The organism is Microvirga terricola, assembly GCF_011777495.1.
In the GTDB taxonomy this organism is placed as follows: domain Bacteria; phylum Pseudomonadota; class Alphaproteobacteria; order Rhizobiales; family Beijerinckiaceae; genus Microvirga; species Microvirga terricola.
The window spans coordinates 415346-428941 of the sequence record NZ_JAATJS010000004.1 but is presented as its reverse complement, the minus strand read 5'-3'; the positions used below and the strand labels follow the sequence as shown (position 1 = coordinate 428941).

Genomic DNA, 13596 nt, shown 5'->3' with positions numbered 1-13596 from the left:
CCATTCCACCGTGAAATACTGGACGCATTCGCAAGAGTGCGATTCTTAGATTTTTTGATCGGTGGGGCGTATGAGTTCAGCGAATCCGAAGATTCACGAGCCCTCGATGGAAGAGATTTTAGCTTCCATCAGACGCATCATCGCTGACGATCAGGACGAGATGCAGGAGGCTGAAAAGCCCGAGTCGCAGACCGCGTCTTCCCCGCTGAAAAACGTTCTCGACATCGCTGAATCATACGCCGACGTTCTTCATCAGACATCGCCCAAAATCGCGCCTGAATTCGACCGGTCTGACGACAGTGCGGGCCGTAAGATCGTCGACAAACCGGCTCCAAAGCGCGAGCAGGTTTACAAGATCGAAAGGCTCTCGCCGTCCAGCGAGGCTTTTACAGAACCGGCAGCATTCATCGACGACGACGCCCTCATGTCTGATGACAGCGATGCCTTCGTGGCGGACGCATTCGACCGGCTTTCTTCCACCGTTCCGGCAAGCAGCCCGAAGACCCTCGAGGACCTCGCGAAAGAGTTGCTCCGGCCCATGCTGAAAGCGTGGCTCGATGACAATCTTCCTCCGCTGGTCGAGCGGCTGGTTCAGGCTGAGATCGAGCGGGTGTCCAGGCGAGGGCGCTGACCCCGAAGTTCGCCTGGGTCGCGCCAAAAGCGGGGCGGAAGGGCGCGATCCTGGCTAAATCGCGATGCTAAAGTTGACTTCACACGCGCCGTCCGGTTTGTAACCGTCATCTTCGCGCGCGCTTGCGCGCCAACGTGCCGGTAGTTTCACCATGATGGACAAGACGTTCGATCCCGCCGCTGTCGAAGCGCGCATTTCCACCCGCTGGGAGGAGGCTGACGCCTTCAAGGCCGGCCGGGAGGACCGCAAGAGCGCGCAGCCCTACACGATCGTCATTCCGCCGCCGAACGTAACCGGCTCGCTCCACATGGGGCACGCCCTCAACAACACCATTCAGGACATTCTGTGCCGCTTCGAGCGCATGCGCGGGCGCGACGTGCTGTGGCAGCCGGGCATGGACCACGCGGGCATTGCGACGCAGATGGTTGTCGAGCGCCAGCTTGCCGAGCGGCAGATCCATCGCCGCGACCTCGGCCGCGAGGAATTCGTGGCCCGCGTCTGGGAATGGAAAGAGCAGTCCGGCGGGCGCATCAAGAGCCAGCTCCAGCGCCTCGGCGCGTCCTGCGACTGGTCGCGCGAGCGCTTCACCATGGACGAGGGGCTCTCCAAGGCCGTCCTCAAGGTCTTCGTGGACCTCTACAAGCAGGGCCTGATGTACAAGGACAAGCGCCTTGTGAACTGGGACCCGAAGTTCCAGACCGCGATCTCCGACCTCGAGGTCGAGCAGGTCGAGGTGAAGGGCAACTTGTGGCATATCCGCTATGCCATCGAAGACATGCCGGATCGTTCGATCACGGTGGCGACCACGCGTCCTGAGACGATGCTCGGCGACGTCGCGGTGGCGGTCCATCCCGAGGATGAACGCTACAAAGACCTGATCGGCAAGTACGCGATCCTGCCCCTCGTCGGCCGTCGCATTCCTATCGTGGCGGATGAGTATTCCGACCCCGAGAAGGGCACCGGCGCGGTGAAGATCACACCCGCGCACGACTTCAACGACTTTGACGTCGGCAAGCGCCACAAGCTGCCCCTCATCAACATTTTTGGCACGGAAGCACAGCTTCAACTTGCCGGGAACGATGCGTTCCTCGCGGACGTGGCGTCCTCGGACGATCTGAAGGCCGTTATGGCTCTCGACGGTCTCGACCGAACCGAGGCGCGCAAGCGCATCGTCGCCATGCTGGAAGAGCGAGAGATCCTGGTTCAGGTCGAGCCGCACGTCCACGTGGTGCCGCATGGCGACCGCTCGAACGTGGTGATCGAGCCGTATCTCACCGACCAGTGGTACCTGAACGTGAAGCCGTTGGCCGAACGCGCGCTCGGGGTCGTGAAAAAGGGCGAGACGAAGTTCGTTCCCGAAGCGTGGGAAAAGACCTATTTCCAGTGGCTTGAGAACATCGAGCCGTGGTGTGTCTCGCGCCAGCTCTGGTGGGGTCACCGGATCCCGGCCTGGTACGACGATGAGGGCAATGTGTTCGTCGCCCTCAGTGAGGAAGACGCCAAGGCCGAAGTGCGCGCCAAGCATGGCCGCGATGTCGCTCTGACCCGCGATGAGGACGTGCTCGACACCTGGTTCTCGTCGGCTCTCTGGCCGTTCTCGACACTCGGCTGGCCGGACGAGACGCCGGAGCTGAAGCGCTATTATCCGACGAACGTGCTCGTGACGGGCTTCGACATCATCTTCTTCTGGGTCGCCCGGATGATGATGATGGGCATGCACTTCATGGAGCAGGTGCCGTTCGACACGGTCTATATTCACGCCCTCGTCCGCGACGAGAAGGGCGCGAAGATGTCGAAGTCGAAAGGCAACGTCATCGACCCGCTCGATCTCATCGAGCAATACGGCGCGGACGCGCTGCGCATGACGCTGTCCGCCATGGCGGCGCAGGGGCGCGACATCAAGCTCAGCGTCCAGCGCGTCGAAGGCTACCGCAATTTCGCGACCAAGATCTGGAACGCCGCGCGTTTCGCCGAGATGAACGGCTGCAAGCGCGTCGCCGGCTTCGATCCGAAGGCGGTGAAAGAGACGCTCAACAAGTGGGCGCTCAGCGAATGCGCCAAGGCCATCAACGAGGTGGCGGCGGGCATCGAGACCTACAAGTTCAACGAAGCAGCGCTCGCGGCTTACCGGTTCGTCTGGAACGTTTATTGCGACTGGATGCTGGAGCTGGCGAAGCCCGTGCTCCAGGGGCCGGACTCGCCCGCAAAGGAAGAAACCCGCGCGACCATCGCCTTCATTCTCGACGAGATCTGCAAGCTGCTCCATCCTTTCATGCCCTTCCTCACGGAAGAGCTGTGGGAGGTGAAGGGGCAGGAGGGGCCGAAGCGCGAGACGATCCTGGCGCTTGCACCGTGGTCGAAGCGTGACGACTTGATCGATCCGACCTCCGAGGCCGAGATCGGCTGGGTGGTCGATCTCGTCACTGAAATCCGCTCAGCCCGTTCGGAGACGAACGTGCCCGCGGGTGCGCAGATCCCGCTCGTGCTCGTAGCGTCCTCGGCCGATGTGAAAACCCGCGCCGCGCGTTGGGGCGAGATCGTGAAGCGCCTCGCACGCCTCTCGGACATCGGCTATGCCGATGCCGCGCCCAAAAGCTCGATCCAGCTTCTGATCCGTGGCGAAGTGGCGGCGTTGCCCTTGGAGGGCGTCATCGACCTCGTCGCCGAGCGCGCGCGCCTCGCCAAGGAAATTCAGAAGCTCGATGCGGACATCGGCAAGATCGATGCGAAGCTCGGCAACGCCGATTTTATTAAGCGCGCCCCCGAAGAGGTGGTCGAAGAGCAGCGCGAGCGCCGCGAGGACGCTCTCGCCCGCAAGGCGAAGATGGAAGAAGCGCTTTCGCGGTTGAAGGACGCTTGAGGCGAGCCTTCCGAACTTTGTTGAAGGGCAGCCTCGCGCTGCTCTTCCTCGTTTCCGCGGCCATCATCTGGACAGCGCGGCCGGGCAATCCGGCGCTTTTCCCGGCGGGTGAGGACGGCATCGACGTCGTCCTTGTCAGCAATGGCTATCACGCCGGCCTTGTCGTCCCACTCAGGTCCGTGGCCGAGATTGCCAGCCGCGACGGAATGGCGGGCGTGCTGCCGGTCGCGACACGCTTCCGTCAGTTCGATTGGATCGAGGTCGGCTGGGGTGATGACGATGTCTATCGCTCGACGCCAACCGCCGCGTCCCTACAAATGACGCTTGCCGCGCGAGCGCTTCTGGGGCTCGGCAACGGCTCCGTGCTCCATGTCGTAGGGATCGCAGGTGTGCCGGAAAGCGTTTTTGCCGGTGCGGACGTGACGCGGATCAGGTTGTCCAAAGCGGGCTTCGAGCGGGTGGTCGCCCGGATCGATCAATCCTTCGCGCTTTCTACCGGCTGCCAGCCGGAGATTTTAGGGCCGGGCCTCTATGGGCCGAGCCTGTTCTACCGCGCGGTCGGGGATTTCAGCGCTTTCCGCGTCTGCAATCACTGGATCGCGGACCTTCTGGATGCGGCGGGAATTCCCACCACACCCGCTGCTGCCATTCTACCCTTCGGAATCAGGACCGATTTGAAGTGGCGATCGCGCTTCTGAGGGCGAGATTCACCCCACCACAAAATCCAACAAAAGCTTCAAGTTCAGCCCGATGATGATCACCGCGATTAGGCCCGCCAGCGCGGTCAGCCAGCGCGGTGCGACAAGGGCGCCCATCTTCGCCTTCGAGGCGGTGAGCGTCACCAGGGGCACGACGGCGAAGGGGAGTTGCAGGCTCAAGACCACCTGGCTGAAGATCAGGAGCTTGCCACTCCCGCTCTCGCCATAGGCGATGGTGACGGCTGCCGCCGGGATGATGGCGAGGCCGCGCGTGACGAGGCGGCGCAGCCAAGGAGCCATGCGAAAGTTGATGAAGCCCTCCATGACGATCTGCCCCGCCATGGTCGCGGTGACCGTGGAGTTGAGGCCGCAGCAGAGCAGCGACAAGCCGAATAGCATGGGGGCAATGGCGGTGCCGAGCAGCGGTTGCAGCAGGGAATGCGCATCGCCCAGTTCCGCGACTTCTGTGCGTCCGGTGCCGTGGAACGCGGCGGCGGCGAGGATCAGGAGCGACGCGTTGATGGTCAGCGCGAACATCAGCGCAATTGTCGAATCGAGGGTGGCAAAGCGCATGGCTTCGCGGCGCTCGGGGAGAGTCTCGCCATAGGCCCGCGTCTGCACGATGCCTGAATGCAGATAGAGGTTATGCGGCATCACGGTCGCGCCGAGGATGCCGAGCGCGAGATAGAGCATGTCCGGGTTGGAGAAGATTTCCCTGGTCGGTGCGAAGCCCTGAATAACGCTTCCCCAATGCGGATCGGCGAGCGCGATTTGAATGCCGAAGCAGACGGCGATCACACCGAGCAGGGTGATGATGAATGCCTCGACCCAGCGGAAGCCGAGCTTTTGCAGGTAGAGGATGAGGAAAACATCGAGGGCGGTGATGATGACGCCGATTTCGAGCGGGATGCCGAAGAGCAGATTGAGGCCGATCGCGGTGCCGATGACCTCCGCCATATCCGTGGCGCAGATGGCGAGTTCCGCCAGCACCCAAAGCCCCCAGGCGACGGGGCGCGGATAAGCGTCGCGGCAGGCTTGCGCCAGGTCTCGGCCCGAGGCGACCGCAAGGCGCGCGCAGAGCGCTTGCAGGATGATCGCCATGAAATTGGAGATCAGCGCCACCGAGAGCAGGGCATAGCCATATTTCGAGCCGCCCGCGAGCGACGTGGCCCAGTTGCCGGGGTCCATATAGCCGACGGCCACGAGGTAGCCTGGCCCGAAAAAGGCCGCGGCCCGCTTCCAGGCTGAGCCGGACCGCACCGCAATCGACCGATTCACTTCCGGCAAAGGCGGCATGAGCTGGCCGCGACGCCATCCGGCTTCGGGCACAAGGGGGCGGGAGACCGGCTGATCCATGGCTCTTTCTGCAGTTGCGAATTAGTTGCAAGTGAAGGCTAATGGGAAGCGCGGAGCGTCGCAAGAGACATTTTCGGAAAATTTTGGCGGAATGAGCGGATCGATGTGCAAGCTTTTGGAAAAAAGGTGCGGCTCAGCTCGCCGACGATGCCTCAAGGCCATCCAAAAGGCGAAAGGGAAGGTGCGTGACAACGCTTCCTTGTTTTGCTCTAGCTGAGCGACACCTGAGCCTTTGGGCCTCGGATAAAGGGATGGATCATGCTTGAGAGTGTCCTGATCGCCAATCGCGGCGAGATCGCGTGCCGCATCATCCGAACCGCCAAGCGGCTGGGAATGCGCACCATCGCGGTCTATTCCGAGGCCGACAAAAACGCGCTCTTCGTGCAGATGGCCGACGAGGCCCACCTGATCGGCCCGCCGCCGGCACGGGAGAGCTACCTGCAAATCGACAAGATCATCGAGGTCGCCAAGCGCACGCGGGCTGCTTCGATTCATCCCGGCTATGGCTTCCTGTCCGAGCGCGTGGAGTTTGCGCAAGCTTGCGCGGAGAACGGCATCGTCTTCGTCGGCCCGCCGGCATCCGCCATCAAGGCCATGGGGTTGAAGGACGCGGCCAAGGCGCTGGTGCAGCAGGCTCACGTGCCCGTCGTGCCGGGCTATCATGGCGCGAAGCAGGATCCGGAATTCTTGCGCCAGAAGGCTTATGAGGTCGGCTACCCGGTGCTCATCAAGGCGGTGGCGGGCGGTGGCGGCAAGGGCATGCGCCGCGTCGACAAGGCGGCGGATTTCGACGCGGCGCTCGAAAGCGCCCAACGCGAGGCCCAAAATGCCTTCGGCGATCCGCGCGTGCTGGTGGAAAAATACATTCTCTCGCCGCGCCACATCGAGATTCAGGTCTTTGCCGACAAACACGGCAACGTGGTCCATCTCTTCGAGCGCGATTGCTCGCTCCAGCGCCGTCATCAGAAGGTGATCGAGGAAGCGCCGGCACCCGGCATGACGCCCGACATGCGCGCCATCATGGGCAAGGCCGCCGTCGAGGCGGCCCGAGCGGTCGGCTATGTCGGCGCGGGTACGATCGAGTTCATTGCGGATGGCCGCGAGGGGCTGCGGCCTGACCGCTTCTATTTCATGGAAATGAACACCCGGCTTCAGGTCGAGCATCCGGTGACGGAGGCGATCACCGGGCTTGATCTCGTCGAGTTGCAATTCCGCGTCGCCTCCGGCGAGGCGCTGCCGTTCTCGCAGGACGACCTTGCTATCAATGGCCATGCGGTCGAGGCGCGGCTTTATGCGGAAGACCCGGAAAAGGAGTTCTTGCCCTCGACTGGAAAGCTCTGGGCTTTGGAGTTTCCCGAAGGCGAGGGGCTTCGCATCGATACCGGCGTCGAGGCCGGTGACGAGGTGACGCCTTATTACGATCCGATGATCGCGAAGGTGATCGCGCATGGCGCAACGCGCGACGAGGCGCTGAGCCGTCTTGCCGAGGCGCTTGGCGAAACCATCGTCGCGGGGCCGAAGACGAACATCGCCTTCCTCAAGAAGCTGTGCGAGGCGAAGGAGTTTAGGGCAGGGCAGTTCGATACCGGCTTCATCGACCGCAACATGGATAGTCTCGGCGCGGTCGCGCACGAGATAGATGCGCAAGCCGTGCGGCTTGGCGTGCTCAAGTTGATCGAGCATGAGTTCGAGGAGCGGGGCTACAAGGCGGCGATCTACGAGGGGCCGGTGCCGTCGCCTTGGGGCGACCACGACGCCTTCCAGCTCTCCGGTCCCCGCCGTGAGGGCATGACGATCAAGGTCGACGGCGAGCGCACGGATGCAGGGCTCGAATGGTCCCTTTCAGCCTCCGACGATGTTGATGTCGTTGTGCGCTTCGGCGGTGGCGTTTCGCATCTTTTGGGCGATTACCTGCCCGCAGATCCGCGCCGCTTCGTGCTGACGGATGACGGTGTCATAGTGCTGAGCGATGGGCGTCAAACCCGCGTCGCGCCGCACGATCCGTTCGATGTTGATCTCGAACACGCCAATGGCGGCGGCACGATCAAGGCTCCGATGCACGGCAAGCTGATTGCGCTTTTCGTCAAGCCCGGCGACAAGGTCGAGAAAGGGCAGCGGCTTGCCATCGTCGAGGCCATGAAGATGGAGCACGCGCTGACCGCGCCGACCGACGGCGAGGTCGCGGAGATCGCGGCCGAGCCCGGGGCGCAGGTTGCCGAAGGGGCGCGCCTGATTGTTCTCAAAACAGAGGCTTGAGATGCGGCGCGTCGCCTGATTTTGTCCCGCATCGACATGTGATTGAATTTTCCTGATGGCACTTCACCTCATCAAACTCTGCGTCGGCTGCGAGTCGATTACCGATCTCGTGGACTGGATCGAGGAAAACCGGTTGCTCCACAGGCGGCTCGGCCGGGAGTATGAGCAGACGCACACCACGCGTATGGTGCCCAAGCGTATCGACGAATTGCTCGATGGCGGCTCGCTCTACTGGGTCATTAAGGGGCAGGTGGCGGCGCGCCAGGCGCTGCTTGACATTCGCCCCTTCACGGATGGAGAGGGAATCGGACGCTGCCATCTGGTGCTCGACCCCAAGGTCGTTCCCGTAGAACCACGCCCTTACCGGGCTTTCCAAGGCTGGCGCTATCTCGCCGCCAAGGATGCGCCGCGTGACATTGACACAAAGGCGGGCGATCTCGCTAAGATGCCGGAAGAGATGCGCCGGCAGCTGGCCGAACTCGGCCTTCTGTGACGTATCGTCAGGCGAGGATATCCATGACAAAGCTTCTGCCCGTTGTCGCCCTTCTGCTCATGGGCACCGGCTCCGCGGTTGCGAAAGAGTGCCGCATGCCCGACCTGCCGCCGGGTGTCCGCGTGCAGGTGCCGCCCGAGTGCAAGGACGTAGTCAAGACCAAGTCGACACAGGGTGAAAGAACGGACTATGTGAAGGCCAATCAAGGCTTTATCGATGTCGGCAACGGCACGGCGGTGAAGGTCGGTGGCCGGGTCCGCGTGGACTATGGAGTCCGCCGTTAGCAATTTCGTGAACCCCTCCAGCATGGAACCGCGAAGCCGGGATTCGCATTAGCTTAGCAGTTCAGTCGAGTGGAGGTTGCCATGCTTCTAACAGCATCTGAGGGCCGACACTGGCGTTACGAAGTCTGCGAGCACGCTGACGGTTATCTCGTCCAAATGCGCGATCTGGAAACCGGAGCACTGGACGAGGATTTTTCCACCATCTTCCGAACCCTTCCCGTAGCGTTCGCCTATGCGGAGATGTCCGCGGCTTTTGAACGCTACGCGGCTTCCGAACTTGAGCCCGAAACGATCGAGATCGGCCAAAGCGAGGTCGATCTGGCGATGACCGAACAGCACTTCATCGATCTGAGCGACAGATTGCATGATGTGGGTGTCAATGGCGTCACTGTCCGCACCTGGGAGCGCGAGAGCGAGCGTAAATCAACGCGACGATTGCATTGAGAACTGCGGGATCGCGACGTTGTCGATGAGACGCGTCGCGCCCAGTCGAGCCGCGACGAAAAGGCGAAGCGACCCGGACGATTGCGAGGCCGGAGCCAATGTGAGCGCGTCGCGCGCGTCCAGGTAATCGACCTTGAAATCGGCTTTCGACAAAACGGCCCATCCCGCTTCCAGAACATCCGCCATGGCGTCGCCGGCACTCAGTCCCTCGGCGCAGGATTTCAATGTCTGAAAGAGAATGGCCGCGTGAGCCCGGTGATCCTTCGACAGGTGCCGGTTGCGCGCGGAGACGGCGAGGCCGCCCGCCTCGCGTAAAATGGGTCCCGACACGATGCGGACGGGGAAATGCAGATCTTCCGTCATCCGTCTGACGACCAGAAGCTCCTGATAATGCTTCTCTCCGAGAACGGCGATGTCCGGATGCGCGAGATTGAAGAGCTTCGCGGCCATGGTCGCAGCGCCGCGGAAATGGTCAGGGTCGAACCGATCCTCAAGTCCCGCCTCGGCAGGGCCTGAGAGAGTGACGGTCGTGTACTCCCTTTCGCGCACCATTGTGGATAGGGGCGGAGCGAAGACGATATCGGCGAGGCCGGACAATTTGCGGCTGCTCTCTTCCACCTTCCTCGCCATGTCGATCCCATGATCAGGCAGAAGCGAGACGATGACGCGGTTGGCCTCCTGCCGTGCGATCCTCACCAGGGAGAGATGCCCTTCATGGAGCGCCCTGCGCGTCGGAACGAGCGCAATGGTTTGGCTCTCGCGCCGCCATTCGGAAACCGCCTTTCGAAGGGCGCTGACATTGTCGATAACGGGTGCCGGCATCATGGTCCCCTGGCGGTTATGAAGCAGCTTCGTGCCCAGCAAAGCCCTGTGAACTGCGCAAACTTCATCCTCCGACGCATTTACAAGTGCCGCAAGCCCGCCCACATGACGGGGGAGGAAGAACGTCCATGATGCTTCTCTATGGAATTGCCGCCGTGGCGCTGGTGTGGTGGCTCAGCAAAGTCTTCATGCGCTCGGACACGGTGGCGGTCGCAAAAGCGGTCAAGATTGTGGGAGGCGTGCTCGCCCTTGGCGCGGCGCTTGTCCTAGGGCTGCGGGGCCGCATCGACATGGCGCTTCTCTTGGGTGCTTTCGCGGCCTGGGCGTTAGGGTGGGATGGCCTCAGGTTTATAGGCCCCTGGCGCAAGACGTCTGCAGGCGAGCCGGGGCGCTTCTCGCGAATTCGCTCCGCCATGATCGAGATGGAAATCGACCACGCCACCGGCGCCGTTGAGGGCAGCGTTCTTGCGGGCGCTTATATCGGGCGCAGGCTGTCTGCGTTGGATCAGGAAAGCCTGCGCCGTCTTTATGAGGAATGTTCTGCGCTCGACCCGGAAGGGGTTCCGCTTCTAGAGGCTTATTTTGACCGCCGGTTTTCCGGCTGGCGTGAAGACGCTCAGGGAGATCGCGACACGCGGACGCGCACTCAGGCGCAGGCGGGCGCGATGTCGAAAGATGAAGCCTACCAGATCCTGGGGCTTCAGCCGGGCGCGAGCCTCGACGAGGTCCGACAGGCTCATCGGACGCTCATTAAGAAGCTCCATCCCGACCAAGGCGGGACGGCTTATCTGGCTGCCCGGGTCAATCAGGCGAGAGAAGTTCTGTTGGGCCGACATCGCTGATACTCCACGCGCGATCCGGTTGGTGGGGTGCGACGGCGAGAAACGCACGCCGTCGCTAAAGTTTTCAGCCGCGTGACGCGAAGCAGGCAAATCCGCTCTTCTTGAGCGCCTTGCAGGCTTGCTCCGCATCGTCCGATTCCGGGAAGCCGGAGAAGCGGGCGCGGTAAAGGGTGCTGCCGTCCTTGGTCACTTTTTCCGTGAAGGGCGACGCCTTCGCTAGAAGCTTGCCGACGCGCGAGCGGGCGGAATCGAGCATGGCCTTCGCCTTGGCCTCGTCATCCGTCGCACCAAGCTGGATGATCCAGCCAGTGATCGTGGGCTTCTTCGGCTCGGCAATCTCGGCCTTCGGGGCTTCGACCTTTAGAGCAGCGGTCTTGATCGGCGCGGGCGGAGCCGGCGGCGGCACGGCGGCCGCTTCGGTCATCTTCGCCTCGATCCTGGCCTGGAGCGCGGCCTTCTGGTCGGCCGTCGGCTGGTCCATAGCCGGTTCCGAGGGCAGGGGCGCGTAAGCCTGGGTGTTCAAGGGCAGGGGATCCGCGCCCTTCTGCCAGCGAACGGCCGGCGCGGAGGACGGGGTTGTCGTCGAGCTGGCACCGGTGGCCGAGGCGACGACCGGACGCAGCGAATTCAGGTCGAGCGGCTTGCGGGCCGGAGCTGCCGGGGGAGCCGGCGCGGGTTCGGCAGCCGCAGTCGTTTCCGTGGTCGCACTCGCAGGCACCGCCGGAGCCGGCGAGGCGTCCGCCACGACGACCGGGCGAGCGCCGCCGCCGTTCTCGGTGACGAGCGGAGCCGTCCGCAGGCCGGCATAGGCTTGCGGCAGGTTGTCTTCGATGAGCGCAGCCATGGTGTTGTCGCGGCTGGCGGCGGAACGCCCGCCGAGCACGACCGCAACGAGGTGACGGTTCTCGGTCTTGACGTTGGTCAGGACGTTGAAGCCCGACGCGTTGACAAATCCGGTCTTGATGCCGTCGACGCCTTCCACACGGCCAAGGAGGCGGTTGTGGTTGCGATGGCTCGCGCCGTCAAAATTGAAAACGTGCGTGCTGAAATAGGGGTAGTATTTCGGGAACCGGTCCTGGATCGCGCGGCCGAGGGTCACGAGATCACGGGCGGTCGTGACCTGCCCGGGGTTCGGAAGACCGGAGGCGTTGCGATAGACCGTCTTGGTCATGCCGAGAGCACGCGCTTTCCGCGTCATCTGCTCGGCGAATTCCTGTTCCGTCCCGGCCAGGTTCTCGGCGACCGCGACGGCGATGTCGTTGGCCGACTTGGTGACAAGCGCCTTGATCGCGTCCTCGACCTCGATGGTACTGCCCGGGGACAGACCGAGTTTCGAGGGAGCTTGTCGCGCCGCGTTGGCGGAAATGCGAAGCTCGGAGTTAAGCGTGAGCTTGCCGCGTTCCAACTGCTCGAACAGCAGGTAGAGCGTCATGACTTTGGTGATCGACGCCGGATGACGCAGGGCGTCGGCGTTCTCGGCTTCGAGAACCTTTCCCGTCTTCGCGTCGACGACCAGAGATGCCGTCGGAGGCGTGTAGCTGCCTCCGGCATGCCTTGCCTTGCGGCGGGCCGCCTCAGCAGGAGAGGCGAGAACAATGGCGAGAGACGCGGCGATGCCCACGAAGGCCAGGGCTTTTCCACGTCCGACCCAAACCGAATTCATCCTGCAACAGTCCCTGTTTCGTCTGGCATCAGGCACTCGCACCCGTCGCTCCTTGAGGAGTTCGTTGCCGGGGCGACACAGTCTCTGAAGGTAAGTGGGTGCGGTTACGGGCGGGTTAACAGCTGCGCGGCGGGCGGCAGTTCATTGTGCGATGCACAATTTTCTTGACAAATTTGCTGCAGTGCACATATGGTCCCCTGTCGCTTCATTTGGCGAGCTTTTGTTACAGTGAAGCCTTAAACGAGCCGAGGTTCAAGATGATTCAGTCGTTCGATGAGATTCAGAAGTTCGGTCAGGACAGTATGGACGCCGCGATGCGCTCTCTTGGCGCCTTGTCGAGCAACGCTCAGGCTATTGCAGCCGAGTCCGCTGAATACGCCCGCAAGACGTTCGAGCAGGGCTCCTCGGCGGTGGAAAAGCTTTTCGGCGTGCGAACCATCGACAAGGCCGTCGAGGTTCAGACCGACTATGTGAAGGGGGCCTATGACAGCCTCGTGAGCCAGTCGGCCAAGATGAGCGTGCTCTATTCCGCCCTCGCGACCGAGACGTTGAAGCCTTACGAGGGCTTTGTCGCGAAAGCGACCAAGGCCTGACGCGCAACCGCATCGCCTGATCGGTTTTCATGCCCGGCCTTCGTGCCGGGCATTTTTTATTCACGGTCGGGTGATCGCGACTGAATTTCCAAGGGCTGCCAAGGGGGCCGGGTTCTCGGCCCAGCCTGCGACGACCCATCTGGTTGATCTAGCGAACCGAACGCTGCGACTATACATTTGGAGTGAACTGGGGTGGCGGAACTCGCCGCGTCCCAGGGCGGGAAACCAATAACGAGGCTCGGTCGGATTATCATGCTGCGGTTAGTCAGGGGCACGTCAGCCCGGTCGAACCAAATTCTTCAATCGTCCGCCGGGTCGGAGCCTCCTGGCGGGGACGATGGCGGTCGTTCCAGTACCGCAATCGTCACGAAAGCCAAACCGCGTACCAAGCGGCCTAACTTATATCGTGTTCTGCTTTTAAACGATGACTACACGCCCATGGAGTTCGTGGTGCATGTGCTGGAACGCTTCTTCAACAAGAACCGCGAGGACGCGACCCGCATCATGCTGCACGTCCACCAGAACGGCGTGGGCGAATGTGGAGTTTTTACCTACGAAGTCGCGGAGACGAAGGTGACCCAGGTGATGGATTTCGCCCGGAAGCACCAGCACCCTCTGCAATGCGTTATGGAAAAGAACTAGCCGAGACATCCG

Annotated in this window: 13 protein-coding genes; 10 read left to right on the top strand and 3 right to left on the bottom strand. The window is 62.4% G+C overall.

Annotated elements, in window-relative coordinates:
* Window positions 1-70: 70 nt before the first annotated feature.
* The 3 genes from popZ to HB375_RS14115 all read left to right on the top strand — a co-directional run bounded on the left by popZ (window position 71) and on the right by HB375_RS14115 (window position 4189).
* Window positions 71-631 carry a DUF2497 domain-containing protein gene (gene popZ / locus HB375_RS14125; RefSeq protein WP_246728499.1) on the top strand — a complete coding sequence of 187 codons (561 nt, stop codon included), beginning with the start codon at window positions 71-73 and terminating at the stop codon, window positions 629-631.
* Between the two features lie 151 nt (window positions 632-782).
* Entirely contained in the window at window positions 783-3491 is a 2709-nt protein-coding gene (locus tag HB375_RS14120) for a valine--tRNA ligase (protein WP_167673626.1), read from the top strand.
* A complete protein-coding gene (locus HB375_RS14115) occupies window positions 3488-4189 on the top strand; it encodes a DUF2459 domain-containing protein (protein ID WP_167673625.1) in 702 nt (233 codons plus the stop codon). Before HB375_RS14120 ends, HB375_RS14115 begins: the two co-directional genes overlap by 4 nt.
* Window positions 4190-4198: 9 nt before the next feature.
* On the opposite strand, the gene HB375_RS14110 is transcribed toward HB375_RS14115, so the two are convergent.
* A complete protein-coding gene (locus HB375_RS14110) occupies window positions 4199-5485 on the bottom strand; it encodes an Nramp family divalent metal transporter (RefSeq protein WP_167673755.1) in 1287 nt (428 codons plus the stop codon).
* A 318-nt stretch (window positions 5486-5803) separates the two neighbouring features.
* Here HB375_RS14110 and HB375_RS14105 point away from each other — a divergent pair, with 318 nt between their 5' ends.
* From HB375_RS14105 to HB375_RS14090, 4 genes are all read left to right on the top strand, one after another.
* Entirely contained in the window at window positions 5804-7801 is a 1998-nt protein-coding gene (locus HB375_RS14105) for an acetyl/propionyl/methylcrotonyl-CoA carboxylase subunit alpha (protein ID WP_167673624.1), read from the top strand.
* A 55-nt stretch (window positions 7802-7856) separates the two neighbouring features.
* Entirely contained in the window at window positions 7857-8294 is a 438-nt protein-coding gene (locus HB375_RS14100) for a DUF1489 family protein (protein WP_167673623.1), read from the top strand.
* A 23-nt stretch (window positions 8295-8317) separates the two neighbouring features.
* Window positions 8318-8578, top strand: a complete 261-nt coding sequence (locus tag HB375_RS14095) for a hypothetical protein (RefSeq protein WP_167673622.1) — start codon at window positions 8318-8320, stop codon at window positions 8576-8578.
* Between the two features lie 81 nt (window positions 8579-8659).
* Complete coding sequence (locus HB375_RS14090; protein WP_167673621.1) at window positions 8660-9022, top strand: hypothetical protein; 363 nt, start codon at window positions 8660-8662, stop codon at window positions 9020-9022.
* Here the strand turns inward: HB375_RS14090 and HB375_RS14085 are convergent.
* Entirely contained in the window at window positions 9002-9844 is an 843-nt protein-coding gene (locus tag HB375_RS14085) for a 4-phosphopantoate--beta-alanine ligase (protein WP_246728498.1), read from the bottom strand. The two genes, HB375_RS14090 and HB375_RS14085, sit on opposite strands and share 21 nt — an antisense overlap.
* Window positions 9845-9972: 128 nt before the next feature.
* Here HB375_RS14085 and HB375_RS14080 point away from each other — a divergent pair, with 128 nt between their 5' ends.
* Window positions 9973-10686, top strand: coding sequence for a DnaJ domain-containing protein (locus HB375_RS14080; protein ID WP_167673619.1), 714 nt, complete (start codon window positions 9973-9975; stop codon window positions 10684-10686).
* Window positions 10687-10750: 64 nt separating this feature from the next.
* Here HB375_RS14080 and HB375_RS14075 read toward each other — a convergent pair whose 3' ends face one another.
* Window positions 10751-12349, bottom strand: coding sequence for a serine hydrolase (locus tag HB375_RS14075; protein WP_167673618.1), 1599 nt, complete (start codon window positions 12347-12349; stop codon window positions 10751-10753).
* Window positions 12350-12606: 257 nt separating this feature from the next.
* Here HB375_RS14075 and HB375_RS14070 point away from each other — a divergent pair, with 257 nt between their 5' ends.
* Together HB375_RS14070 and clpS are read left to right on the top strand one after the other, a co-directional pair.
* Window positions 12607-12942, top strand: coding sequence for a phasin family protein (locus HB375_RS14070; protein ID WP_167673617.1), 336 nt, complete (start codon window positions 12607-12609; stop codon window positions 12940-12942).
* A 252-nt stretch (window positions 12943-13194) separates the two neighbouring features.
* Window positions 13195-13584 (top strand): ATP-dependent Clp protease adapter ClpS, encoded by a 390-nt coding sequence (clpS, locus tag HB375_RS14065; RefSeq protein ID WP_167673754.1) that lies wholly within the window; start codon window positions 13195-13197, stop codon window positions 13582-13584.
* Window positions 13585-13596: the final 12 nt, after the last annotated feature.